Here is a 24370-nt window from a genome sequence, read left to right on the forward strand (position 1 = left end):
TCCCGCGGCCGGTCCCGCGGCTCGGCGAGCGACGGGGGCGGGCGACCGGTCGTCCGCCCGGTCGCCCCGTCCTCAGAACTCCGCGAGGTCGCGCTGTCCCGCCTCGCGCCGCTCGGACGGCGGGACGTTGGTGGCGACGATCTCGTCGACCTCGTCGCGGTTCCCCGCGTCGCTGTTGATCGCGCGGGTCGCGCCCTCGCGATCGACGCGGAACCCCGCCTCCGCGTACGGCTCGTACATCACGCCGCTGTTGCTGAGGACGACCCACACGCCCGCCTCGTCGAGTTCGGCCGCGGCGTCGAGCAGCCGGCGCTGGTCCTCGCGGTCGAACCCCTCGGCGCTGTACTCGTTGAAGCTCGCGGTCGCGCTCATCGGCTCGTAGGGCGGGTCGAAGTAGACCAGATCGCCCGGCTCCGCGGCGTCGAGGACGTACCCGAAGTCGCCGTTCCGGACCGTCGCGTCCGCGAGCGCGTCGCTCGCCCGTCGGATCCGGTCGCGCTGGACCCAGTCGGGGTTCGCGTACCGGCCGACGGGGACGTTGAACCCGCCGTCCGCGTTCTCGCGGTAGAGCCCGTTGTAGCAGGTGCGGTTGAGGTACAACAGCAGCGCGGCCTCCTCGAGCGGGTCGAACTCGCCCTCGTACGGTCGCCTGTTGAACCGCGCGCGCTGCTGGTAGTAGTAGCTCTCCACGTCGCGGCCTCGGGCGGTCTCCTCGGCGTACGGGAGGTCGGGGTCCGGGTCGGCGTCGGGATCGCCGAACGACTCCAGCCGCTCGATCAGCGCCTCGGGGTCGTCGCGCACCCGCTCGTAGAAGTTCACCAGCCGCGGGTTCGCGTCGTTGAGCGTCGCTCCCGGCGGTTCGAGGTCGAAGAACACGGCGCCGCCGCCGAGGAACGGCTCGTGGTAGCGGCCGTACGTCGCCGGAAACCGGGCGTACAACTCGTCGAGGAGCTGCCGCTTCCCGCCGGCCCACTTCAGTATCGGCTCGGCCATGCGATGTCTGGGGTCGCCCGCCGCGGCGTATAAACGTCTCGGGCGCGGCACGCGGGCAGTCCGCCGAGATCAATCGTCGGCGGGCTCTCCGTCCGGATTCGGGAGGTCGGCGACGTGGGCGGCCGCCTCCTCGAAGTTCGGCCCGGGCTTGATCGTTCCCTCCTCTCGGTCCCACTCGATGTACCCGGCCTCCTCCAAGGCGGGGAGGTGACTCTCGCGGAGCTCGGCGGCGATCTCGTCGGCCCGGCCGCGGACCTGTAAGTCCGCGACCGTCTCGACCGTTCCGTCCGCGAGCCCGGCGATAACTCGCTGGCGCGCTGGCGTCGCGACGGGTCTCGTCTGTTCGGAAGGGGCGTTGTGTGTCAGTGACATTGTCTGTTCGTATCTACAGAATGAATCGCGTCGGAATAAAAGTATGGGCCGCGGGAGCGGCGCTCTGGCTCGACGGGTGGCGAACATCGACGATCGGTGAGTACCGCCTATCCGACTCGCAGTCCGCGGTGAAGCGTGTAGCCGGGGACGAGCAGAAACAGGAAGGGAACTCCCGTGAGCGGGTGTGCTAGCAGGGAGCCGGCCGCGAGGATCAGGTACCCCTTGGCCGGCGGCGACCACGCGGTCCGGGTCCGCATCGCGTCGAGCTCCGCGGCGAAGGCGTACAGGAACCCGCCGGTGACCGCGAGCCACAGCGTCCCGGCGACGAGGGTCGCGGGGAGGGTACCGGCCGCATCGGCGAGCGCTCGGGGCACGCCCCGCTGTTCGGTCGCGTACGCCGGATCCACCAGCGCGTGGGCGACGATCGACGCCGGCAGGTACAGCGCGGCGACGACGACCGTCGTCCAGTAGGGGACGTTCTCCCGTCCGCCGGCCGCCGGTGTACGGGTCATGGACGATCCGTGGCGAGCAAACGGGAGAAGCCCTCCGGTCGCCGGCGGCTTCGCCGCCGGCGGTCCGAGGGACCTTCGGTCCCTCGCTACTCGCGCCCGAATGGCGCTCGGACGCGCGCGCCACCGCACCGCCGCGTTCATTTATAAACGATTGTCGCTATCGCTCGCTCTCTTTTAAATATCGTATCGTCACCGACGAACTGCAGTATGTACTCCCGGTATCGATCGCCGCTGTTCTGTAGTACCCGCAACCGGGTCAGAATGCGTCTCCGGTCGAGGGCTTCGAAAAGGCCGTTTTCCTTCCTCGCTCCAACCCCGTTTCAGACCCCGTAGGCGACCCGCTCGCCCACGTCGAGCCCGTTCGCGAGCGCGGCGTGCAGCCGCCCTTCGCCGGCGACCCAATCGCCGAGGACGTACAGCCCCTCCCGACGGGCGGCGTCGATCGGGCCGCGATCGACGCCCCCCTCCGGCTGCGCGTACCGCCATCCCTGATGGTCGGTCCACGCCGGATCCGCGAGCCGTTCGTCACCGATGATATCCGCGGCGTGTTCGGCCAGTTCTGCGACGTTCGCGGCCGGGTCCGCGTCGTAGCGCTCGACCGACCACTCGTGGTTCGCCTGCACGACGAGCAGGCTCTCGCCGTCGGGGACGTGGCCGGGCTTGCACTCCTCGCGGGAGATCCACCCGACCGCGTGTTCCTTGTCGGTGTTGACGAGGCCGTAGTAGGGGGCGTCCAGCGGGAACGGGTAGCGCAGGACCGCGGTCCAGACGGTGCGGTACGCCACGTCACCGACCGCGTCGACGAGCGCCTCGCGGACGGGAGAGTCCCACTCCGCGTCCCGGAGGAGCGCCGCGGTCTGGGGCGCCGGCGGATTCAACAGGAGGGCGTCGAACGGCCCCCGCGTCTCGCCGCCCGCGTCGTCGAGTTCCCACCGATCGCCGACCCGGCGGACCGTTTCGATCCGCGTCCGGCGGTGCACCGTCGCGTCGGTCCGGGCGAACAGCCGCTTCGCGATCTGGGTGAGCCCCCGTCGGTAGCTCCACTTGTGTTCGTCCGCGTCGCGGCCGGGCGAGACCTCGCCGTCGGCGTCGAAGACGTGGATCGGCTCCGCGACGTCCACGAGCCCCTCGCCGTCGAGCGTCTCCGTGATCAGCTCGACGACGCGCTCGTCGTCGGCCTTCAGGTAGTTCGCGCCGTAGTCGTACGTCAGATCGCCGTGTCGGCGGGTCGCCGCGCGGCCGCAGAGCCCGCCGGACTTCTCGAAGACCGTCACGTCCGCGTCCGGGACCGCGCCGTCGACGGTGAATGCGGCGGCGGCCGCCCCCGCGCCCGCGCCGACGATGCCGATGTGTGTCACTGTCGCACGAAGGGGACGCAGTCACTTAATCCGTCGCTCGGGGTCGTCCCGTCGTCGGTGTCGACCCGCTTCAGTCGTCGTCGGGACCGACGACCATCACGGGCGCCGAGGCGCCGCGCTGGACCCGGACCGGGAGCGGCTCGGGGTGGACGAGTCGGTCGAATCCGGTCCGGCGCGCCGAGCCGACGACGATCAGGTCGGCGTCGTGGGCGGCGGCGAAGTCGAGGACCTCCTCGCGGGCGGTGCCGTAGCGGAACCACTTCTCCACGTCGACGCCGGCGTCCGCCCCGCGCGCCTCGGCGTCCTCGACGAGCCGCTCGCCGGTGCGCTCGCGCCGCTCGACGACCATGTCCCACCCCTCGGTGTCGTCGACGACGTACAGCGCGTCGACGGTCGCGCCGTACGCCGCCGCGAGGTCGACGCCGGTCTCGACCGCGGCCCGCCCCGCGTCGTCGTCGCGGGTGACCACGAGGACGCGCTCGAAGCGGCCGGCGGCGGGCGGCTCGCCGGCGGGCGACTCGGGAGCGGACGATTCGATGGCGGGCGACTCGTCGGTCGTGTCGGCGGTGTCTCGGTCGGCGGACATGGGTTCGTGCTCTCGGCGCCCCGGAACGGGGGCGCCGCGGTTCTCGGTTTCACGTTGTACGGGGCGCCTCTTAACGATTTTCGACAGTATAGACGATTATCATTATTCATCCGCCAATACGATCGATCCGTCGAAATTCTCGAACGATAGATCGTCAAACGATTTCTTTCAGAAGGATCTCGTGAACTATCGTGAGGATTACTGTCGTCGAGCGACACAACTCGTTCGGGGGTCCGACGAGGGGGCAAGAACCTCCCCGACGGCGCGTTTTATTCCCGCGTGCCGACAGCGTCCGAACACGAACCGCCGGTCCGTCCGCCGGACCGGTCTCCGAGGCTCCCATGATCCACGACACGACCGGACGCGCGACGGACGGTGACGATGGCTGAGAACGGCGAGGGTCCTCCGTCCGACCCCGACGACGACGGCGTCGACTACGCGGGGCGAGCGTCCGAGATCCTCGGCTTCTCGCGCTGGTGGCAGATCGTCGCCGCGGCGGGGATGATGGCGGCGGTGAGTCCCTACCAGTACGTCTGGTCGTCGATCGAACAGCCGCTGGCCGAGAGCCTCGACATCGCCCTGCCGGCGCTCGGCGCGGTGTTCTCCTTCTACGTCGTCTTCCAGTCGCTCTCGCAGTTCCCCGCCGGGAAGTGGCGCGACAGCCGCGGGCCGGGCGCGCTCACGTTCCTCGCCGCCCTGCTCGCCGGCGGCGGGTACGTCGGGCTCGCGTACGCGACGACGCTCTGGCAGCTGTACCTGCTGTACTCGCTCGGAGCGATCGGCGTGGGGATCGTGTACACGGTCGCGGTCAACACCGCGGTCAAGTGGTTCCCCGACCGGACGGGGCTCACCACCGGCGTCGGGACGATGGCGTTCGCGGGCGGGAGCGCGCTCGTGGTCCCGTACGTCCGGGCGAACGACTCCGTGGCCGCCTACAGCGACGTGCTCCGGAACCTCGGGCTCGCCATCCTCGTCGTGACGCTCGTCGGCTCGTACCTCCTGCGGGACCCGCCGGACGACTGGCTCGGGCTGGAGGACCGGGAGGACGAGGGAGAGAACGGGGAGGGGGACGACGGCGACCTCGCGGCCTCGCTCCGCGGCCGCGCGTACACGACCCGCGAGATGCTCTCGACGTGGCAGTTCTGGCTCTTATACGCGATGTTCGTCGCGATGGCCGGGGCCGACCTGATCGTCATCGCCAACGTCGTGCGCTTCGCCGAGCAGTTCGGGCTGGCGGCGATCGTCGCGACCGCGTCGGCGACCCTCCTGCCCGTCGCCGCCGGCGTCTCGCGGATGATCCTCGGAGAAGTCTCCGACCGCTTCTCTCGCAGGCGCGTGATGGCCGTCTCGTTCGTGCTCGCCGGAGCCTTCCGGCTGGCGCTCATCGTCGCCGGGCGAGCCGAGGCCGGGGTCGCGTTCGTCGGGCTGGTGATGGCGGCGATGTTCTTCTCCTCGCCGCTGTTCGTCTACTTCCCGTCGGTGATCGCGGACTACTACGGGGCGCGGAACTCCTCCGGCAACTACGCGGTCCTCTACACCGCCAAGGTCGGCGGCGGGGTGTTCGCCGGCACCGTGACCGGCTACCTCGTCGCGACGGCCGGCTGGGTCCCGACGTTCGCGCTCGGCGGCGGGCTCGCGATCGCCGCGGGACTGGCGGCGATCCTGCTCCGACCGCCGAGCGGGTCCGGAGCGGCGGCTGACGCGTCGGCCGCGGCCGACTAGGACGCGGTAGACCCACCGCTCGTTCGCCCGCTCACCTACGCGTCAGCCATCGCGCGCTCGATCCGGCGCTTCAGGTCGTCGAGCCGGTCGCCGACGGCGCCGACCGTCGCCAGCACGGGGTACGTCGCGGAGAGGTCCTGATAGAGGTAGGTTGGAACGTCCATGTCCCCGTCGAGCGCGAGGTCGCGCTCGTGGGACGCGAGCTCCCGCTGGCGACGCGCGGCGATCCGGTCGCAGTCGTCGATCAGGGCCTCGGTCCGTGCGCGGTAGGCGTCGAGCGTCCCGAACCCGTCCTCGGAGAACTCCGTCCGCGCGGTCGACGCGACCTCGCTCCGGATCGGGGCGAGCCGGGCGGCGGCCCGATCGACCGATTCCGCCTCCGACTCGACGGCGTCGACGAACCGTTCGCGCCCCTCGATCGCGGTCTCGGCCGCGTCGAGCAGGGACCGCTTGCACTCGGCGTGGAACCGGGACCCCCGGGTGAGCGCGTAGGCGAGCTCGGGGCCGAACTCCTCGGCGACGCTCCGCTCGTAGGTGTCGTCGTACTCGGCCTCGTAGTGCGGGACGGACATCACCGTCTCCCGGTACGCGTCCCGCACCGCGACGAGCCCCGACCCCGCCGGCGGGCCCGACCCGGGGTCGCCGGCGGTCCCGGCGGATCCGATCGGCCCGGCCTCGGACCCTCCGGCGACCCCGATCGGTCCACCGCCGCCCGCGACTCCCCCGGCGCCGCCGTCGGTTCGGATCGGTTCCGACGGGACGGACGCGACGCGCCCGCGGAACGCGCGGAACGCCTCCCGCTCGTCGCAGGTACGACGGCGTTCGACACGGAGCGCCTCCCGCGCGCAGTCCAGCAGTTCCGGGCTCCCGTCCGCCGGCTCGATCGTCGTTGCCATACCGCATCGGTCGCGCACCGCTCCCGTAAACGCTTATAATAGGGGTACGAGCCGCGCGGGACCGGTGTGGAGCGCTCAATAGGGCTCCGGAGGCGAGTCGGCGCGTCGCGTCCGACGGGAAACGCACATCCGTGCGCCGCCCGTATCGCCGATCGATGGAGGTCGCGCTGATCACTGTCGGCGACGAACTGCTCGCGGGCGACACGGTGAACACGAACGCCAACTGGCTCGCCGCGGAGCTGAGCGACCGCGGCGTCGCCGTCGAACGGAGCCTCTCGGTGCCCGACGACCGCGCCGTCATCGCGGAGCGCGTCCGGGCGTACGCCGACGCGTTCGACGCCGTGATCGTCACGGGCGGGCTCGGCGGGACCCCGGACGACGTGACGATGGAGGCGGTCGCCGACGCGTTCGGCCGCGAGCTGTCCCCGACCGACCTGACGCGCGAGGCGGTCGAGCGGCGGCTGGCCGAGATCCGCGAGCGGCTCCCCGACAGCGACGTCGACGTGGACGTCGAGGCCGAGGCGGCGATCCCGACTGGAAGCCGCCCGCTCTTAAACGATCCCGGGCTCGCGCCGGGCTGCGTCGTCGAGGGCGTCTACGTCATGCCGGGGATCCCCGAGGAGCTGAAGGCGATGTTCGCGTCCGTCGCCGACGAGTTCGCGGGCGACCGGCGGTCGCGGTTCCTCTACACGGTCGAGCCCGAGTCGGACATCGTTTCCGCGCTGGAGGCGGCGGGCGAGCGCTTCGACGTCGCCGTCGGCTGTTACCCGGACCGCGAGGCGGAGCACAACCGCCTGAAGGTGACCGCGACCGACGAGAGCGCGCTCGACGAGGCGACCGCGTGGCTGCTGGCGAACGTCGACGCCAGCGAGACGCCGGTGCGGCGCGACTGGGGCGGCGAGTGACAGTGCGGGATTTATGACTCTCGGCGCCGCTACGTTCACGCGAACGGTCTTGGGACCCACAATGTCGGGGACGCACATCACCGGAGCGGCCGGAACCGCAGAGGGCGCGGCGAGTGTACGGCGATGACGGACTCCCTGCGCGGCTTCTTCGACGAGCTCGACGCCCCGAACCGGTCGCTCGTGGTCGTCAACCGGTCCGAACCGGACCCGGTTCGGAAGCTCCTCGACTCCCTCCTCGACGGCCAGTCGGTCGCGGTCAGCGAGCGCGACCTCCCGGACACCGACGCCGACGTCGTCCTCCTCGTCGAGGACGGAGCGGTGATCGCTCGCTCCACGCTCGACGAGCTGCTCGACTCGGTCCTCCTCATCAACTCCGACCTGTACAAGACCGGGGCGATAGACCTCGACGAGACCACGCTCCCGGACGTGCTCTCCGGGCTCGACGAGGTGCCCTTCCGGCTCCGCGGCTATCCGCACTCGGACAAGGAGAAGCTGCTGTTGATCGTCGTGTCCCGCGTCATCGAGCGCCTCGCGGCCGAAACGGGAGCCGGGACGCTTCGCGCGTCCTTCCAGCGCCTCTCCCGGATTCAGGACGAGCGCGGGACCCGCGAGGTGTACGAGACCGTCGGCGACAGCGGCGTCGACGTTCACGTCTACGGGATCGGAGACGCGGATCCAGCGGCATCGCTCCCGGTAACGGTCCACCGGGGCCGGTCACAGCCGTACCGGCGGTCGTGGTTCGTCGTCTTCACGCCGCCGGAGACGGACGCCGGCCGTCACGCCGCGCTCGTCGCCCTCGAAGACGAGCCGAACGTGTGGGACGGGTTCTGGACGTTCCGCCCGGAGCTGGTCTCCAGGATCGACCGCCACATCTCGACCGCGCTTTGAGGAGTCAGCCGAGCCGCCGAGCCGACGCCGTCCCGCCGCCTCACTCGTCCGGCAGCGCCGCCCGCGCGGACCGCCACCCCTCGAAGAAGGCGCCGGCCGGGTGGTAGTCGGGCTCGACGCCCGGCGGATCCTGTGCGACGAGGTCGCCGTCGGCGTCCGCGGGCAGCCGCTTCTCGTACCAGACCCCCGCCGGGCCGCGGAACAGGTCGGTCCGGACGAGGAACCGCCGGTGCCAGTTCCGCAGCCGGTCGGCCCCGTCGGCGTCGCCGCGGGCCGCCGCGCGCTCGGCGAGGGCGGCGGACGCGCCGATCGCCTCCGCGAGCGCCCAGCCGTACCGGTCCTCGACGATCGGCGAGCCGTCGGCAGCGTGGGTGTACACGAACCCGTTCTCCGCCCAACCGTGATCGACGGCGGCGTCGAACAGATCGCGTGCGCGGGCGTACCAGTCGGCGGTCGCGGTCGGGCCGTCCCCAGCTGCCGTTCCGTCGCCCTCCCCGCCCTCGTACCGGTCGAGCAGCGCGAGCAGTTTCGCCCACTCCGCGTGGTGGCCTGGCTGATACCCCGGCGGTCGGAACTGGTGGCGCGGCGCGTCCTCGTTGTACGCGAAGTCGTGCTCCCAGTCGGCGGTGTAATGCTCCCACAGCAGCCCGTCCGTGTGTGCGGCGAGGTCGACCGTGATCGCTTCGGCGATGTGGCGCGCGCGGTCGAGGTGTTCCGAATCGCCCGTCGCCTCGTAGGCGGCGAGGAACGCCTCGCAGGCGTGCATGTTCGCGTTCTGGCCGCGGTACGGCTCCCGCTCGGTCCAGTCGGCGTCGCAGTCGCTCCTGAGGAGCCCCCGGTCGTCGCGGAACCGGTCGTCGATCAGCGCTCGGGTCGCGTCGAGGCCGCGCTCGGCGCCCTCGATCCCGGCGTCGACCGCGCGGGCGTACGCCAGCAGGACGAACGCGTGGCCGTACGCCGACCGCGTCCGATCGACGGGTTCGCCGTCCGCGTCGACGACGAGACGGTACCCCCCGTCGTCGGCGCGGTGCGCCTCCCGGAGGAACCGCAGGCCGTGCTCGGCGGCGTCGAGACACCAGTCGGGGCCGTCGGCGAGCGCGCCGACCGCGAAGTTGGCGACCGACCGGCAGGTCGCGACGAGATGCCGGCGGTCCCCGGCGTATGGGTCGCCGGTGGTCGGGTGGAGCAGACGGTAGCCGCGGTCGGCCAGCGCGTCGGGGTACTGCACGCGAAGGACCGAGAGCAGCCGCGCCCGGTGCGATCGCGCCCGCGTTCGGACCGCCTCGCGTGTCGTCTCGTCCATCGGAGGCCGGTTGGGCCGCGACCGGGTAAAACCGGTGCGTTCCGCGCGCCGGTCGCGACGAGTCACCACTCGACGTACGCGAGGTACGCCGCGCCCTCGTACTCCAGCAGCCACGTCCCGTAGAAGTCGTCCTCCCGGATTCCGTCGTGCTCTCGGATCCGCTCGACCACCGACCGGAAGGCCTCGTCGTCCTCGAAGTAGGCGCCGTCGATCGACTCCTCGACGACATCGCGCTCGGCGTCCGAGAGCCCGGAGAGCACGAACAGGTACCGATCCCGGACCCGCTCGGCGAACGTCTCCACGTCGGGCGCTACCTCGGTCGCCTCGTACCGGTACTCGGCCTCCGGGGCGGTGCGCGAGTCGACCGCGACCCGGTACCGCTCCCCCTCGTGAACGAGCACGTCGTACTGCCGCTCCGGGACGAACACCGAGTCGTTCCCGACCTCTTCGGCGCTTCCGTAACCGACGCCGACGTCGTAGCCGTCCCCTCGGGGCGGATCCTCCTCGGAGAGGATCGGTTCGAGCCGGCGTCGGTCCGTCTCCGGGAGGTCCTCGAACGCGATCTCGCCCAGCTCCGGCGTCGCGTCTTCCGGGTCGAAGTCGACGAGCACCTCGTACACCGTCACCTCGCTGCTCGCGACCCGCGTCTCCGTGACCTCGTAGAAGGCCCCGTCGACCCGGACGGTGTCGGTGCGGTCGAACAGCTCGTACCGCCCGCGGCGCGTGGCCGACCCGTTTTCGATCGCCGACGTGACGAGTTCGTGCTCCTCCGAGTCGGGATCGGCGTTCATCGACACCTCGTCGGCGACATCGTCCGCGGTCGCCTCGTTCAGATCGAGGACGACGGAGGGGTGGCCGCAGCCGGCGAGACCGACGGAGAGGAGGGCGGTTCCGCTCGCGAGGAATCGGCGGCGTCGCATGCCGTACCTGACAGCAAGTCTGAACGAAAGCGTTGCGGTTCCGTGAGGTGTCGTGGCATCCGGGAAGTCGGCGGAGCACCGATCGGAACGCCGACCGATCCGTTATTTAAAAACTACCGGATGGATCCGGCAGTATCTCCTCATGGGTCGCCCCCGTCCTTCGATACGATGACGGCACAGGCGGCTCCCGCGTCGGGTCGGTCGTCGACGAGAGACGGCGTACAGTTCGCGACGGTCGAGGGGAGGGATGACCGCCGGCTCGCGTACGCGGAGTACGGAACGGAAGCCGGCTCCCCGGTGGTCTTCCTCCACGGAACGCCGGGCTCTCGACGGCTCGGGGAGCTGTTCGAGCCGACGGCGCGGGCCAACGACGTCCGGCTACTCGCGCCGGACCGCCCCGGATACGGGCGATCGGACCCGTGGCCCGACCGATCGATACGAGACGGCGAACGGATCGTCCGCGCCGTGCTCGACCGCGCTGGAATCGCCGCCGCGCGTCTCGTCGCGTTCTCGGGCGGCGCCCCGTACGCGTTCGCGGCCGCGGCGGGGCTACCGAGCCGAATCGACCGAGTGGACGTAGTCGCCGGCGCGACCCCACCGGAGTACGTTCACGAGCGTCCCGCGGTCCAGCGGGTGCTGAGCGGGATCGGATCGACGGCGCCCCCGGTGCTCGCCGCGCTGTTCCGCGTTCAGCGCTGGGTCGCACGGCGCCGCGATCCGTCGTTCGTCGCCGCCCAGTACACCACAGGAGACCCGACCGACGCCGTCTCCGACCGCGCGGCGGAGATCGTCCGGGCGGACTTCCTCGAGGCGCTCTCGCGACACCGCAGCGGGGCAGTCACTGAGTTCCGACAGGCCGCGGCGGAGTGGAACGTCGACTTCGGCGAGATCGACGCGCCGGTGCGGTTCCGGCACGGCGACGACGACGCGAACGTCCCGATCGCCGCCGTTCGGCGGTTCGCGGCGACGATTCCGACCGCCCGGCTGGAGGTGCTCGACGGGGCGGACCACCTCCAGACGCTGCTTCGTTCCGTCCCCGAGATTCTGACCGACCCTCGGTGACTCTCGCGAGCACGCGGGAAGCGGAGGGCGAAACACCGGATTTGAAGCGTCGACGCCAGAAATCGCGCGACGAGGAAATGAAACGCGTCCAGTTCGCGGCGACGTATCCGGAGCGCCTCGTCCATCCGCTTCACCGGCGGGTGATCGAGCCCGGGCCGGTCACCCGAGCCGAACTGTTGACGTGGAGCCCCACGGCGGACGCGACGACGCTGTTCTGGTGTGACGGCGACGCTGAGGCGACGGCGGCGGTCGTCGGGGCCGTCGACTCGCTCGTCGACAGCGAACTCGTCGAGGACGGGGACGGGACGTACGCCTTCCTCCGACAGGACGGCTACGAGTTCGCGCCGGCGGTGCTGGACGCGATCGCGGCCGCACGGGTGGTCTTCCTTCCGCCGGTCGCCTTTCTGGAGACCGGCGACGTGCGGTTCGAGGCGGTCGGAGAGGCGGCGGCGCTCGGCGCGTTCCGCGAGGCGCTCGCCGACCTCGGCGACGTCGCCATCGAGCGGGTCCACGAGTTCGAGCGGGCGGCGTCGCCGTCGCGGCTCACCGACCGGCAGCGGGCCGCGCTGGAGGCGGCGGTCGCGGCGGGGTACTACGAGATCCCCCGCGACGGGACGATCGCTGACGTCGCCGCGGCCCTCGACTGCTCGACGAGCACGGCCGGCGAACTGGTGCGGAAGGCCGAGGCAGCAGTGCTTCGAGAGTTCGTCGCGGCCGGCGACCGGGGCTGACGGGCGGCTCGTCGCTCTCCCACTTCCCCGTCGGAGACGCGCTTGTCTCGGAGGCGAACCGCAGCAGGTGCTCGATCAGTCCGCCCGGAGCGCGTCAGCGAGGTCGTCGGCCACGTCGGCGATCGCCTCGGTCGCCCGATCGACCTCGCGGAGCGTCATGAACCCGTGCACCTGGTCCGCGTAGTTCTCGTAGCGCGTCGGCACCCCGTCCCGGACCAGCTGCTCGGCGTACGCCCGCCCGCCGTCGCGGAGCGGGTCGAACCCGGCGGTGACGACCGTAGCTGGGGCGACGCCGGACACGTCGCCCGCGTTGGTCGGGTCGGCGTAGGGGTTGCGTCGGTGGAGCTCGTGGTCGTAGTAGCACTCCAGGAACCACTCCAGATCCGCCTCGTCGAGGACGATCCCGGCGTGCTCCTCGACCGACGGCTGGCCGGGCTCGACGCCGACGCCGGGGTACAGAAGCGCCTGATACGCGATCTCGGGGCCGTCGCGCTCGGCGGCCATGAGCGCGGCGGCGGCGGCGAGCGCGCCCCCTGCCGAGTCGCCGGCGACGGCCACCCGCCCGGTTCCCGCGATCGCGTCCGGGTTGGCGGCCGCCCACTCGACCGCCGCGTACGCGTCCGCGACCGCCGCGGGGAAGGGGTGTTCGGGCGCGAGCCGGTAGTCGACCGAGAGGACCGCGCAGCCGCTCTCCCGCGTGAGCTGGCGACAGAGCCAGTCGTGGGTCGCGACGCTCCCCAGCACGAATCCGCCGCCGTGGAAGAACGCGACCGTCGGAAACGGACCGTCGCCGTCGGGGAGGTAGAGCCGGACATCGAGGTCCCCCGCCGGTCCGGGGACCGTCCCGTCCGCGGTCTCCCCGACTGCGGGCGGATCCCGGTTCTGGACCCGCATCGCCGGTCCCGTGAGCAGCCGCGCGAGCTTCAGCCCCCACCGGCTGTGCGGGAGCGGGAACCGCTCCTGGCGCTCGATCGCCGCCTTCGCCTGCGGGTCGATCTCGTCCGCGTGCATGGTCGACCCTGTGGCGAGCCGAGAGTAAGCCTTGGGGACGCCGATCGGGTGAGAACCTATTTGGCGACGTGAGAGAACACACGGACACGAAGGGTCGACCCCGATTTCCCCCACGATGAGCAAGGACCAAGCGACCGCCGGTCCGGAGGAGACGAGCCCGCTAGAGGCGTTCCGGCAGTTCTTCGCCTTGGAGCGGGACGTGCTGGTGGTCTCGCTGGCGATGTTCGCGTTCAGTCTCGGCTTCCAGATGACGAACCGGTTCCTCCCGGAGTACATGGTGGCGCTGGGAGCGTCCGGGTTCGTCGTCGGGCTGTTCGGGACGTTCGGCAACGTCATCTCCGCGCTGTACCCGTATCCGGGCGGCGCGATATCCGACCGGATCGGGTCGCGGTACGCGCTGACGCTCTTCGGGCTGGTCTCGACCGTCGGCTTCGCCGTCTGGCTGGTCGCCCCGAACGTCGGGGCGGTCACCGTCGCGGGCGTGAGGATCGAACCGTGGGTCTGGATCTTCGTCGGGCTGGTGCTCGCGCAGGCGTGGAAGTCGTTCGGCCTCGGCGCGACGTTCGCCGTGGTCAAGCAGGCGACCGACCCGTCCCGGCTGGCGGCCGGGTTCGCGAGCACCGAGACGTTCCGACGCACCGCGTTCCTGATCGGCCCCGTCCTCGCCGCGGTCCTCATCGGCCTTCATCCGGCGTTCACCGTGAGCTTCCGGTACGTGCTCGCGGTGGCGGTCGTCTTCGGCGTCGTCGGGACGGTCGCACAACACGTCCTCTACGACGCGAGCGGTGACTCCGTCGGCGGCGGGCGGTTCGAGGGCGTCGATCAGATCCGGCGGGACCTCCGCGAGATGCCCGACTCGCTCCGACCGCTGCTGATCGGCGACACCCTCGTCCGGTTCGCGAACGGGATGGTGTACGTCTTCTTCGTGCTCGTCGTCACGCGGATCTTCTCGGTCGGGCTGGAGACGACGGTCGCGGTCGGCGGGTTCGCCTACGCCGTGGACCTCTCGCCGCAGGCGTTCTTCGGCTACCTGCTGGGCGTCGAGATGGTCGTCGCGCTGCTCACGATGGCCCCCGCGGCGAAGCTGGCCGAGCGCGTCGGGCTCAAGCCGGTCGTCGCGCTCGGCTTCTTCGTGTACGGCGCGTTCCCCGTCGTCCTCGTCTACGGCCCCGACCTCCTCTCGCCGGTCGTCTCGACCCAGGCGGCGCTGGTCCTCGTGTTCGCCTTCTCCGGGCTCCGGTTCGCCGGTCTCCCCTCGCATAAGGCGCTGATCGTCGGCCCCGCCGAACGGGGCGCCGGCGGCCGGGTCACCGGGACCTACTACCTGCTCCGGAACACGATCGTCATCCCGAGCGCCGCGATCGGCGGCTACCTCTGGGACTTCGTCAGCCCGGAGGTCGCCTTCACCGTCGCCGCCGTGATCGGCATCATCGGGACCGGCTACTTCCTCGTCTTCGGCGAGGAGTTCGAGGCGTACGCGTGATATTGCGAGGGTCCCGGGCGATAGCGAGAGTGGGTGTTGCAGATCACCGGTCGCGGTTCAGTATTTAAATAGGCGTGAGCGACGGCGACGATCGCTTATAAATGTACCCGGCTGTGCGGTGGCGCGCGCCTCCGAGCGGCCGCCAGCGGCGGCCACGAGGAGCGCGTGCGAGGTCGCCGGCGGCTTCGCCGCCGGCTGCCAGAGGGACCGAAGGTCCCTCGCTGGAGTCAGTCGCCCGGAGCGAAGCGGAGGGCGACTGACGAGGCTGGGGAGGCGTGAGGCTGCGGTGCTGTGCGGTGTAGGGTGGGACTCAAAGGGGCAGCCGGTGAGACGGGCGCACGGTCGCTGCGCTCCTCGGTCGCTCGCGTTGCTCGCTCCCTGCGGTGCTTACATCGCCTGTGCCCGCCTCACCGGCTAGGGCTTTGGAGGTATTCGCCGAGTTAGCAGCTACCTATAAGCGATCGTCGAGAACGTCACCGCCACGAAAACCGAAGTCAACGCCCGGGTATTACGCGTTCACGTGCGGTTCCCACCCCTCCCAGCGCAACAGCGTCTCGGCGCGGTCCGCGTCCGCCAACAGCACGTTCCGTCGGTCCGGGAGGGTGTCGTCCGCGATCTCTCGGGGAATCGCGAGCGTCCCGCTCGGCACGTCGTCGTCGCCGGCGACCGGGATGTGACCGCTGTCGACCTTCATCACGAGGGGGGCGTCGAGTCGCTCGACGCCCTCGCCGTCGGCGTACAGCTGCTCGTTGACGTGCTCGTGGTCGACCCGCTGAATGACGGCGCGCTCGCCGTCGTGGGGTTCCACGTACAGTTCCCCCAGGTAGTACCCGCTTGAGAATCGCTCGAACATTCTGTGCATGGTAATCTCTGGCACGACCATACATAAGTGTTTCTCGGACGGAATTAACCGCGATAATTAGGAGCAGTAACCGTCGGCGTCGCTGCAGAACCGATCGATCGCCCGCGCCAGTCACCCCCGCCGGAACCTCACTCCCCGTCCGATCGCCGCGCGACCTCGTGGCGTCCGAACCCGTACCGCAGCCGGTTCGCGAGCCGCCGCGAGAAGCGTCCCTCGTTCCGGGAGTCGAACCGCTCCGCGAGCGCCTGATAGATGATCGGCACGGGGACCTCCTGTTCGAGCGCCTCCTGCACCGTCCACGTGCCGGTCGAGCCGCCGGCGACGTGGTCCGCCACGTCGCCCAGATCCGACCCCTCCTCGCGGAACGCCTCCTCGCAGAGTTCGAGGAGCCACGAGCGGATCACGGCGCCGTTGTTCCACGTGCGCGCGACCGACTCCATGTCGAGGTCGTAGCGACCCTCGGTGAGCAGCTCGAACCCCTCGCCGTACGCCTGCATCAGCGCGTACTCCACGCCGTTGTGGACCATCTTCACGTAGTGGCCCGACCCCGACTCCCCCATGCGGTCGTGGCCGTCCGGCCCCGTTGCCACCGCGTCGAACACCGGCACGAGCGCCTCGTAGGCCCACTCGGGGCCGCCGACCATCAGCGAGAAGCCCTCCTCGGCGCTGGCGGGGCCGCCCGACGTGCCGCAGTCGAGGTACGCGGCGTCGGTCTCCTCGGCGCGCCGGACCGACGCCTGATACTGCGAGTTCCCGCCGTCGACGACCACGTCGTCGGCGTCGAGGTGCGGCCCCAAGTCCGCGAGCGTGGCGTCGACCGCGTCGCCCGCGGGGACCATGAGCCAGACGCGCTTTTCCTCCCCCAACCGGTCGCACAGGTCCGCGACCGAGTCCGCTGCCGTCGCGCCCGCCTCCGCCGCGGTCGCCGTCGCCTCCGCCGAGAGGTCGAACGCGACCACGTCGTGGCCCGCGTCGAGCGAGCGATTCACCACGATCTGCCCCATCCGCCCGAGTCCGATGACGCCGAGTTCCATGCGCGAGGGGTGGCGACCGGCCGCCGTAGTGGTTCCGGTTCGGTGGCCGACGCGGGACCCGCCCGCCGACCGGCGGGCCGACCCCCGGAACCGTTTTTGCGACGCTCCGCGACCGCGGCCTATGACACACGTTAACGAAGGAGACCTCGACTGGACCGACACGGATCGCGGAGAGGTCCGGTTCCGCCGGAAGCGGCTCGCCGAGGCCGCCGACGGCGACCGGATCGGCTGTAGCCTCTACGACCTCCCGCCCGGCGCGAAGTCGTGGCCGTACCACTACCACGCCGCCAACGAGGAGGCGATCTACGTCCTGTCCGGGAGCGCCACGCTGCGACACGACGGGGAGACGACCCGGATCGAGGCCGGTGATTACGTCGCGTTCCCGGCGGGCGAGTCGGGTGCCCACCGCGTCGTCAACGAGGGCGACCACTCCGTCCGGTACCTCGCGATGTCGACGATGACCGAGCCGGACGTGACGATCTATCCGGACTCGGACACCTTCGGCGTGTACGTCGGATCCCCGCCCGGCGGACGCGAGGAGCGGTCGCTGTCGGGCTACTACGAGATCGACGACGACGTCGACTACTGGGACATGTAGCCGTCGGCTTTCGGCCTCACTCGTTGACCTCGCCCTCGGCCGCGACCTCCCGCTCGCCGAGGTGCGCGCGCAGCGCGTCGACGTCCTTGTTGCCCGCACCGGTGTTCAGGAGGACGACGGTGTCGTCGGGGCCGAACTCGCCCGACTCCGCCAGCGCGAACGCCCCCGAGACGGCGGCCGCGCAGGTCGCGCCGACCTCCAGCCCCTCGGCCCGGGCGACCTCGATCGCGGCGTCGAATATCTCGCGGTCGGTCGTCGCCACCGCGCCCCCGTCCGACTCCCGGAGCGCGTCGAGGATGAGCGGGCTCGCGCCCGGGTCCGGGATCGCGATCCCGTTGCAGGCCGTGTCGATCTCGTCGTCCGGGACGGGCTCGTGGCGGTCGGCGCCCGACTCGGAGGCGTCGACGACGGGCGCACAGCCGGCCGCCTGCGCGGCGTACATCGGGACGAGCTCGTCGGTCCACCCCAGCTCTCGGACCTCTCGGGCGGCCTTGTGCATCCCGACGAGCCCGACGCCCCCGCCGGTGGGGTAGACGACGCCGTCGGGCGCCTCCCAGTCGAGCTGCTCGAGCAGCTCCAACGCCATCGTCTTCTTCCCCTCGTGGCGGTACGGCGTCACGAACGTCTTCGTCGAGTACCAGTCGGGGTGGTCCGCCATCGCCGCCGCGTACGCGCGCCCGGCGTCGCCGATCTGCGAGTCGCCGTCGACCGGGTCCGTCACGGTCAGGTCGGCGCCGTGGACCTCCGTCATGGCCTTCTGGGTGAACCCCGCCCGCGAGGGGAGGAACACGTGCGCGTCCAGATCCGCGCGGGCCGCGTACGCGGCCGCCGCCTGTCCCGCGTTGCCGGCGCTGTTCAGCGCGACCTCCTCCGCGCCGTGCTGGCGCGCGGCCGTCGTCGCCAGCGACTGCCCTCGGTCCTTGAACGTCCCCGTCGGGTTCGCCCCCTCGTCTTTCAGGAGGACCCGCCCCACGTCCATCGCGTCCGCGAGGGCCGGACACTCGACGAGCGGCGTCGCGCCCTCGCCGAGCGACACAGCCGCGTCTCGCGCGAACGGCAGCAGCTCCGCGTACCGCCACATCGACTCGAACGGGCGGTCGGCGAGGTCCTCGGGGGCGAGGTCGATCCGATCGAGGTCGTACGCCGGGTCGAGGATCCCGTCGCAGTCGGGACAGCGGTGCGTCGCGGTCTCCGGATCGAACGCCTCGCCGCAGTCGACACACGAGAGGCCTGTGAACGCGTCCGTCGTTTCCATGGGGTCGCAGTCGGCCGCCCGCGACTTCGGTCCACCGGTCCCGAGACCGAGTTCCGGTTCCGACGGACGGTTTCCCCGCCCGCTCTGACCGCCGAGCGCCGACCGATCGAGGTGTCCGTTTTAAACCCGAAACGAATGAAGGGATAAGGGGAGGGACCGACGGGTGCTACCTCCGCGTATGACACGACTGACGCTGCGGCTCGACTTCCCGAGCGGTTCGTGGCTCGGCGGCGCCTCCCGTGCCCATCCCGACGCGACGCTCCGCGCGACCGAGACGGTCGCCGCCGCGGAGGGCGAGGTGACCGCGCTCGCCGTCGCCGGGACCGACCGCGCGGCGACGGTGGAGGCGCTGCGCGAGCACGACCGCGTGGACCGGGTCGACGTCGTCGACCGGGCCGGGCCGGCGACGCGGCTCCGAATCGTCGCGCCCGCGCCGCCGTCGCACGTCGCGGCCGCGCGGGAGGTCGGGCTCCCGGTCGAGGTGCCCGTCGCGGTGACGGACGGGCGCGCGATCGTCGACGTCGTCGGCGACCGGTCCCGGCTCACCGCCTTCAGCCGGCGACTTACGGGCGAGGGCGTCACCGTGGGGATCGAGGCGAGCGACGCCGGCGGGGAGCCCGTCCTCACCGACGCCCAGCGGGCCCTCGTTCTCGACGCCGTCGCGGCCGGCTACTACGACACCCCGCGAGAGTGCACGCTCACGGAGCTCGCCGAGTCGCGCGACCTCGCCAAGTCGACGTGCAGCGAGACGCTCCACCGCGCGGAGGGACGGGTGTTACACCGGTTCGTGGACGGCGAGTTCGGCGGCGAGGCCCGCGGGGAAGGGGCCGGGAAAGCGACCGGTGACGAATCCGATCGGAGACGCGAGCGAGACCGAGCGGAGCCGGCCGGGATCGCCGCCTCGGAGCCGTGACGGCACTCGGCGGGTGACAGGGCGCGCGTCTTTTCGCCTCCGTCGAACTCCTCCGCAGAGACCATCGTCAGACCCGGTGTCAGACGATACAGGCATCGTGGCGGCCGATTACGGGAGCGAGTGTTGCGGTTCGGTGGTGACGAGACAGTGTTTAAAAGGGAGCGAGCGATGGCGACGATCGTTTATAAATAAACGCGGCGGTGCGGCGGCGCGCGCCTCCGCGTACTGCCGCGTGAGCGTTGCGTCGACGGCCCCTGATACATTCCGCCGCCCGGAGTCGTCGGTCCGACCGCGACCGCCCTCAGCAGGCGCAGTAGTAGTCGCGGTCGACGAACTCCGTCTCGAACAGCTTCGCGGCCGGTCCGGGGTCGGACGGGCGGTAGACCCCGGTCGTCAAGTTCCCCTCGCGCTCGAAGTCGCCGGCGACGAGGCGTCGCCAGTCGTCGGCCGACAGCTGGTCCCAGAACGCGTCGTCGCCGGCGAGCAGCGCGAGGTAGTCGCGGAGGTACACCCACCGCGTCGGCTCGGTCCCCGTCGACTCGTACTCGGCGTCGGTGACGGCGGCGTACGCCGCCATCGGGAGGTTCGCGCCCGCGGCGACCGGCATCCCGATCCACTTCCACGGTCGGGTGTTGACGTCGAGCAGGAGGAACTCCTCGCGCTCGTCGTCGTACACGAACTCCGCCTCGCTGATCCCGTGGTAGCCGGCGTCGTCGAGCACCGCCAGAGCGCGCGCCTCGATCTCCGGCTCGTCGGCCGTCTCCACCAGACAGGAGGTGCCGAACTGCTGGGGGTACCGCACCGCGGCGTTGCCGACGACCGCGAGCGCGTCGTCGACGCCCGAGGGGGGGACGTACGACGCGAGCGAGTGGTCCCGGCCGGTCGCGATGTCGACGCGCTTCTGGGCCATCACCGCGATCCCCTCCTCGCGGGCGGCCGAGACCGCGTCCGCGAACTCCTCGCGGTCGGCGACCTCCAGCACGTTGGTGCCGAACGCCTCCTCGAAGTCGCGCTTGAGCTCGGGTTTCACGACGAGGGGGAACCCGAGCGCCTCGGCTGCCTCGTCGAGGGTGGCGTCCGCCTCCGGCGCGCCCGTCGCCGCGTCCGCCGTCTCGGCGAGCCGGTACGTCTCGGGGTACGGCACGCCGAGCGACTCGCAGGTCGCGTACAGCTCGGACTTGTTCAACACGTCGTCGAGCGTGTCGATCCCGGCGAAGGGGAGCCGGACGCCCTCGGGGTCGGCCCGCGCGTACGCCAGGGCCCACTCGTCCATACAGCCGAACGCGACCGCCTCGCGGCCGATCGCGTCGACGACCGCCTCCACGTCCTCGCGGAACCCGTCGAGGTCGTCGAGCGGGTACGTCACCGCACCCGCGAAATCGACCGCGTCCGAGGGGGGCGCGAGCCCGTCGTGGCGGCGGGTGCCGTCGTTACCGTCGCTTGCGCCCCCGCTCGCGGCGTCGCTGGGGCGGTCGAGCGCGATCACGGGCACGTCGTAGGCGTCGAGCGCGCGGGCGACGGCGAGTCCGGTCGCGTGTGCATTGCTGACGAGGGCCGGCGGTCGGTCGAAGGAAACGTCCGCGAGCGCGTCGATCAGCGCCTCTGTCGAGCGGAACTGCTCTGCCATACCCCCCATCATCGGTCCGGGTACAAAGGCCCACCAGTACCGGCCCGGCGTGCCACTACCGGTGACGCGGGCGCTCGTCGCTGTCGGCGGCGGGCCGGGATCGCTCGGAGGAGACGAACCGGCGATATCCCCGACACAACGCGCTTTTACTCGCGTGTCGCCTCCGATCCGGTATGAGCGAGCGCGAGACCGAAGCCGACAGCGATGGCGGAGCCGAGGGAGGGCGAGGGATCGACGGCGAGAGCGAGACCGACGGCGACCTCCCCGACCGCGTCCGCCGCGCGTTCGCGGACCACGGCTCCTTCGAGCCCGCGGGCGACGGGGTCTGGACCGCGGAGACGACCCCCTTCGACGCCGAGGTGCGCGCCGAACCCGCGGCGGACGGCCGGGTCCGCTTCGCGGTGACCGTCCGGGTGCCGACCCTCTCCGCGACGGCGGCCGACGAGGTCGCCGACGTGGTCGAGGAGGGGTGGATCGAGACGTTCGAGCTTCGCGTCGTCGACGTGGGCGGGGTCACCCGCGGCGATCGCGAGTTCGACCCGACCGTCGAGGTCGGCGACGACGAGATCGAGATCGGCTTCGAGCTGACCGACATCAACGAGCGTCGCGGCGTCGACGATTCCGGCGCGCTGATCGACTTCGTCGAGGGGACCTACGTACAGGGCGTCATCCCCGGCTACGAGTACGCGGAGCCGCTCGACGCGCTGCTCTCCGCGGCGCGCCAGCAGGGGAACAGCGGCGGGTTCTAGGTCGCGGAACGAGCGGGCCTCGGGCCCGCCGACCGACGGGGACGCCGCGCGCCGGGCGATAGGGGCAAATGCCGGGAGCCCCTAGGTCGAGTATGCTCGCGCTGTTCGGGTTCGTCAGCCTCGTCGCCCTCGTGGCCTTCCACACGCTTATCGCCGGGGTGGCGACCCGTTTCTTTCGGCTCCGACTGAACACCTCGTGGGGGTCCGTCGTGTACACCCTCGTGTTGACCCCGATGCTGCTTTTGATCTCGATGCTGGTGTTCACCGGCGTCCTCAACGTCGGCATCGGGATCAACCTCGGCAGTCCGACGCTGGTTATCGCGCTGCTCGTCGCGCTTCCGGTCGTGCTCGGGGCCGCGATCGACTACCTCTACGTCCCCTCTCCGGACGACGTCGAACTGCCGGACACGGACGGGCGATAGCTCCGCGGGCTACTCGCCGACGAGCTCCGCCAGAGCCTCCTCGACCCGCGCGATGACCGCCTCGGGCGACCGCGAGGCGTCGACGCGGACGAATCTGTCCGGCTCGGCGTCGATCAGCCGCTCGTAGTTCTTCCGGACCGCGGCGAGGTAGCCGTCCTGCTCGAACTTGTTGGTCCGGCCCGCGCGCTCGGCGGCCTCGCGCGCGTCCAGGTCGAGGTAGACCGTCGCGTCGGGCGGCCGAGAGAAGGCCGCGTGGATCCCTTTTATATACTCCAGCGGGCGGTCGATGTCGACGTCGCTGGCGGCGAGCGTCGCCGCCTGATAGGCGAACCGGGAGTCGGAGTACCGGTCGGAGACCACGAGGTCGCCGTCGGCGAGGGCGGGCTCGATCGTCCCCGAGAGGTGGTCCGCGTGGTCGGCCGTCAGCAGGAACAGCTCCGCGAGCGGGTCGGCGTCGTCGGCCGCGATCGACCGGTCGACCGCCTCGCCGTACCAGCTGTCGGTGGGCTCGCGGGTGAACGTCGCGTCGGGGTAGACGTCGTGGAGCGCCTCCCAGACGGTGGTCTTCCCGCTGCCGTCGAGTCCCTCCAGCGTGATCAGCATGGTCGCGCTCCGGTACGACGAGAAATAAACGCGCGGGTTCCGACGGACTCCCTTTTTAGTGGCTCCGCGTGGAACCGCCGGCATGGCCGATACTCTTCGTCACACGTGTCACGTCCGCCCGCCGCGGAGGCGCCGATGGTAGACGTCGCGATCTCCGTCACGCGGGTGGTCGCGGCGCTCGTGTTGGTCGCCCTGAACGGCTTCTTCGTCGCCTCCGAGTTCGCGTTCGTCCGCGTCCGCTCCACCTCGGTCGAGCAGCTGGTCGAGGAGGGCCGCCCCGGTTCGGGGGCCCTGCAGGACGTAATGGGGAGCCTCGACGACTACCTCGCGGCGACGCAGCTCGGGATCACGCTCGCGTCGCTCGCGCTCGGGTGGGTCGGCGAACCGGCGATCGTGGCGCTGATCGAGCCGGCGCTCGGACCGCTGCTCCCCGCGAACCTCGTCCACCTCGTCGCGTTCGCGATCGGGTTCAGCATCATCACGTTCCTCCACGTCGTGTTCGGGGAGCTGGCGCCGAAGACGATCGCCATCGCGCAGGCGGAGCGCGTCGCGATGTTCTTAGCGCCCCCGATGAAGGTCTCCTACTACCTGTTCTCCCCCGGTATCGTCGTGTTCAACGGGGCGGCCAACGCCTTCACGCGCATGCTCGGCGTCCCGCCGGCCTCGGAGACGGACGAGACGATGGAGGAACGCGAGATCCGCCGCGTGCTCGCGCGCTCCGGCGAGGCGGGGCACGTCGCCGACGCCGAGGTCGAGATGATCGACGCCGTCTTCGAGCTCGACGACACCGTGGTCCGAGAGGCGATGGTCCCCCGACCGGACGTGACCAGCGTTCCGGCCGACGCGGACCTCGCGGCGATCCGCGCGACCGTGCTGGACGCGGGTCACACCCGGTATCCGGTGGTGGCGGCCGACGACGCGGACCGCGTGGTCGGCTTCGTCGACGTGAAGGACGTGTTGCGCGCGGGCGAGGAGGGCGACGAGTCGGTCACGGCCGCCGACCTCGCGCGCGATCTCGTGGTCGTCCCGGAGACCACGTCGCTGAGCGACCTCCTCGTGCAGTTCCGCGACGAGCACCGTCAGATGGCCGCGGTCGTCGACGAGTGGGGGGCCTTCGAGGGGATCGCCACCGTCGAGGACACGGTCGAGGCGCTCGTCGGCGAGCTCCGCGACGGGTTCGACGCCGCGGGCGGCGAGCACGCGGTCCGGAAGACCGGAGCGGGAGCCTACGAGGCCGACGGCTCGGTCTCGCTGTCCGTCGTCAACGACGCGCTCGGCACCGACTTCGACGGCGACGGGTTCGAGACGCTCGGCGGGCTCGTCCTCGACCGGCTCGGTCGCACCCCGGAGGCCGGGGATACGGTCTCGGCCGACGACTACGCCTTCGAGGTCACGGCCGTCGACGGCGCCCGCATCTCGACGGTCCGGATCGAGGAGGCCGGCGAGGCCGGTGACGGTGGCAACGACAGCGAGCGCAAGGGCGGCGAGTAAACTACCCCGCCCTACTCGCTCGCTTCGCTCGCTCCTTGAGGTCGGAGGCTCCACCTCGTATTATGCTGAGGCCG

Annotated in this window: 25 protein-coding genes; 11 read left to right on the top strand and 14 right to left on the bottom strand. The window is 71.1% G+C overall.

Translation table 11 applies throughout. The features are described from left to right. Positions 1 to 72: 72 nt before the first annotated feature. From FGL94_RS07295 to FGL94_RS07315, 5 genes are all read right to left on the bottom strand, one after another. Positions 73 to 993 (bottom strand): DNA adenine methylase, encoded by a 921-nt coding sequence (locus tag FGL94_RS07295; RefSeq protein ID WP_144922780.1) that lies wholly within the window; start codon positions 991 to 993, stop codon positions 73 to 75. Positions 994 to 1062: 69 nt separating this feature from the next. After that, positions 1063 to 1365, bottom strand: coding sequence for a hypothetical protein (locus FGL94_RS07300; protein ID WP_144922783.1), 303 nt, complete (start codon positions 1363 to 1365; stop codon positions 1063 to 1065). A gap of 107 nt (positions 1366 to 1472) precedes the next feature. Continuing rightward, positions 1473 to 1877: an abortive infection protein gene (locus tag FGL94_RS07305; protein ID WP_144922786.1), complete on the bottom strand. Its 405-nt coding sequence runs from the start codon at positions 1875 to 1877 to the stop codon at positions 1473 to 1475. 320 nt (positions 1878 to 2197) lie between these two features. Beyond that, complete coding sequence (locus tag FGL94_RS07310; protein WP_144922789.1) at positions 2198 to 3235, bottom strand: NAD(P)/FAD-dependent oxidoreductase; 1038 nt, start codon at positions 3233 to 3235, stop codon at positions 2198 to 2200. Positions 3236 to 3305: 70 nt separating this feature from the next. After that, complete coding sequence (locus FGL94_RS07315; RefSeq protein ID WP_144922792.1) at positions 3306 to 3821, bottom strand: universal stress protein; 516 nt, start codon at positions 3819 to 3821, stop codon at positions 3306 to 3308. A gap of 381 nt (positions 3822 to 4202) precedes the next feature. Between FGL94_RS07315 and FGL94_RS07320 the strand changes: the two genes are divergently transcribed. Beyond that, a complete protein-coding gene (locus tag FGL94_RS07320) occupies positions 4203 to 5543 on the top strand; it encodes an MFS transporter (protein WP_144922795.1) in 1341 nt (446 codons plus the stop codon). Between the two features lie 35 nt (positions 5544 to 5578). Here the strand turns inward: FGL94_RS07320 and FGL94_RS07325 are convergent, their stop codons facing one another. Further along, on the bottom strand, positions 5579 to 6439 hold the full coding sequence (locus tag FGL94_RS07325; RefSeq protein WP_144922798.1) for a DUF7260 family protein: 861 nt from the start codon (positions 6437 to 6439) through the stop codon (positions 5579 to 5581). Positions 6440 to 6594: 155 nt separating this feature from the next. Here FGL94_RS07325 and FGL94_RS07330 point away from each other — a divergent pair, with 155 nt between their 5' ends. Further along, a complete protein-coding gene (locus FGL94_RS07330) occupies positions 6595 to 7344 on the top strand; it encodes a competence/damage-inducible protein A (protein WP_144922801.1) in 750 nt (249 codons plus the stop codon). A 123-nt stretch (positions 7345 to 7467) separates the two neighbouring features. Further along, positions 7468 to 8232 (top strand): DICT sensory domain-containing protein, encoded by a 765-nt coding sequence (locus FGL94_RS07335; RefSeq protein WP_144922804.1) that lies wholly within the window; start codon positions 7468 to 7470, stop codon positions 8230 to 8232. Positions 8233 to 8272: 40 nt separating this feature from the next. On the opposite strand, the gene FGL94_RS07340 is transcribed toward FGL94_RS07335, so the two are convergent. Both FGL94_RS07340 and FGL94_RS07345 read right to left on the bottom strand, forming a co-directional pair. Further along, the gene (locus FGL94_RS07340) at positions 8273 to 9535 is read right to left on the bottom strand and encodes an AGE family epimerase/isomerase (RefSeq protein WP_144922807.1); all 1263 of its coding nucleotides are present in this window, start codon (positions 9533 to 9535) and stop codon (positions 8273 to 8275) included. A 62-nt stretch (positions 9536 to 9597) separates the two neighbouring features. Next, complete coding sequence (locus FGL94_RS07345; RefSeq protein WP_144922810.1) at positions 9598 to 10455, bottom strand: hypothetical protein; 858 nt, start codon at positions 10453 to 10455, stop codon at positions 9598 to 9600. 168 nt (positions 10456 to 10623) lie between these two features. On the opposite strand from FGL94_RS07345, the gene FGL94_RS07350 reads away from it, so the two are divergent. Next, a complete protein-coding gene (locus FGL94_RS07350) occupies positions 10624 to 11517 on the top strand; it encodes an alpha/beta fold hydrolase (RefSeq protein ID WP_144922813.1) in 894 nt (297 codons plus the stop codon). A gap of 77 nt (positions 11518 to 11594) precedes the next feature. Then, the gene (locus FGL94_RS07355) at positions 11595 to 12248 is read left to right on the top strand and encodes a helix-turn-helix domain-containing protein (RefSeq protein ID WP_144922816.1); all 654 of its coding nucleotides are present in this window, start codon (positions 11595 to 11597) and stop codon (positions 12246 to 12248) included. A gap of 75 nt (positions 12249 to 12323) precedes the next feature. Here the strand turns inward: FGL94_RS07355 and FGL94_RS07360 are convergent, their stop codons facing one another. After that, positions 12324 to 13259 carry an alpha/beta hydrolase gene (locus tag FGL94_RS07360; RefSeq protein WP_144922819.1) on the bottom strand — a complete coding sequence of 312 codons (936 nt, stop codon included), beginning with the start codon at positions 13257 to 13259 and terminating at the stop codon, positions 12324 to 12326. Between the two features lie 115 nt (positions 13260 to 13374). Here FGL94_RS07360 and FGL94_RS07365 point away from each other — a divergent pair, with 115 nt between their 5' ends. Beyond that, positions 13375 to 14742 carry an MFS transporter gene (locus tag FGL94_RS07365; protein ID WP_144922822.1) on the top strand — a complete coding sequence of 456 codons (1368 nt, stop codon included), beginning with the start codon at positions 13375 to 13377 and terminating at the stop codon, positions 14740 to 14742. 508 nt (positions 14743 to 15250) lie between these two features. On the opposite strand, the gene FGL94_RS07370 is transcribed toward FGL94_RS07365, so the two are convergent. Beyond that, positions 15251 to 15595 carry a DUF5802 family protein gene (locus FGL94_RS07370; RefSeq protein ID WP_144923751.1) on the bottom strand — a complete coding sequence of 115 codons (345 nt, stop codon included), beginning with the start codon at positions 15593 to 15595 and terminating at the stop codon, positions 15251 to 15253. 137 nt (positions 15596 to 15732) lie between these two features. Continuing rightward, positions 15733 to 16638: a phosphogluconate dehydrogenase (NAD(+)-dependent, decarboxylating) gene (gene gnd / locus FGL94_RS07375; protein ID WP_144922825.1), complete on the bottom strand. Its 906-nt coding sequence runs from the start codon at positions 16636 to 16638 to the stop codon at positions 15733 to 15735. Positions 16639 to 16759: 121 nt separating this feature from the next. On the opposite strand from gnd, the gene FGL94_RS07380 reads away from it, so the two are divergent. Then, positions 16760 to 17236, top strand: coding sequence for a cupin domain-containing protein (locus FGL94_RS07380; RefSeq protein ID WP_144922828.1), 477 nt, complete (start codon positions 16760 to 16762; stop codon positions 17234 to 17236). 16 nt (positions 17237 to 17252) lie between these two features. Here the strand turns inward: FGL94_RS07380 and FGL94_RS07385 are convergent, their stop codons facing one another. Then, entirely contained in the window at positions 17253 to 18491 is a 1239-nt protein-coding gene (locus tag FGL94_RS07385; RefSeq protein WP_144922831.1) for a threonine synthase, read from the bottom strand. A gap of 178 nt (positions 18492 to 18669) precedes the next feature. Here FGL94_RS07385 and FGL94_RS07390 point away from each other — a divergent pair, with 178 nt between their 5' ends. After that, a complete protein-coding gene (locus tag FGL94_RS07390; RefSeq protein WP_144922834.1) occupies positions 18670 to 19404 on the top strand; it encodes a helix-turn-helix domain-containing protein in 735 nt (244 codons plus the stop codon). Between the two features lie 301 nt (positions 19405 to 19705). Here the strand turns inward: FGL94_RS07390 and FGL94_RS07395 are convergent, their stop codons facing one another. After that, positions 19706 to 21031, bottom strand: a complete 1326-nt coding sequence (locus tag FGL94_RS07395) for a carboxylate--amine ligase (RefSeq protein ID WP_144922837.1) — start codon at positions 21029 to 21031, stop codon at positions 19706 to 19708. Positions 21032 to 21204: 173 nt separating this feature from the next. On the opposite strand from FGL94_RS07395, the gene FGL94_RS07400 reads away from it, so the two are divergent. Then, positions 21205 to 21780: a DUF5813 family protein gene (locus FGL94_RS07400; RefSeq protein ID WP_144922840.1), complete on the top strand. Its 576-nt coding sequence runs from the start codon at positions 21205 to 21207 to the stop codon at positions 21778 to 21780. A 92-nt stretch (positions 21781 to 21872) separates the two neighbouring features. Beyond that, positions 21873 to 22202 carry a hypothetical protein gene (locus FGL94_RS07405; RefSeq protein WP_144922844.1) on the top strand — a complete coding sequence of 110 codons (330 nt, stop codon included), beginning with the start codon at positions 21873 to 21875 and terminating at the stop codon, positions 22200 to 22202. 9 nt (positions 22203 to 22211) lie between these two features. Here FGL94_RS07405 and tmk read toward each other — a convergent pair whose 3' ends face one another. Then, positions 22212 to 22805 (bottom strand): dTMP kinase, encoded by a 594-nt coding sequence (gene tmk / locus FGL94_RS07410; RefSeq protein WP_144922847.1) that lies wholly within the window; start codon positions 22803 to 22805, stop codon positions 22212 to 22214. Between the two features lie 135 nt (positions 22806 to 22940). On the opposite strand from tmk, the gene FGL94_RS07415 reads away from it, so the two are divergent. Continuing rightward, positions 22941 to 24296 (top strand): hemolysin family protein, encoded by a 1356-nt coding sequence (locus FGL94_RS07415; RefSeq protein ID WP_144922851.1) that lies wholly within the window; start codon positions 22941 to 22943, stop codon positions 24294 to 24296. Positions 24297 to 24370: the final 74 nt, after the last annotated feature.

The sequence above is a fragment of the Halorubrum salsamenti genome, from assembly GCF_007671685.1.
Taxonomy (GTDB): domain Archaea; phylum Halobacteriota; class Halobacteria; order Halobacteriales; family Haloferacaceae; genus Halorubrum; species Halorubrum salsamenti.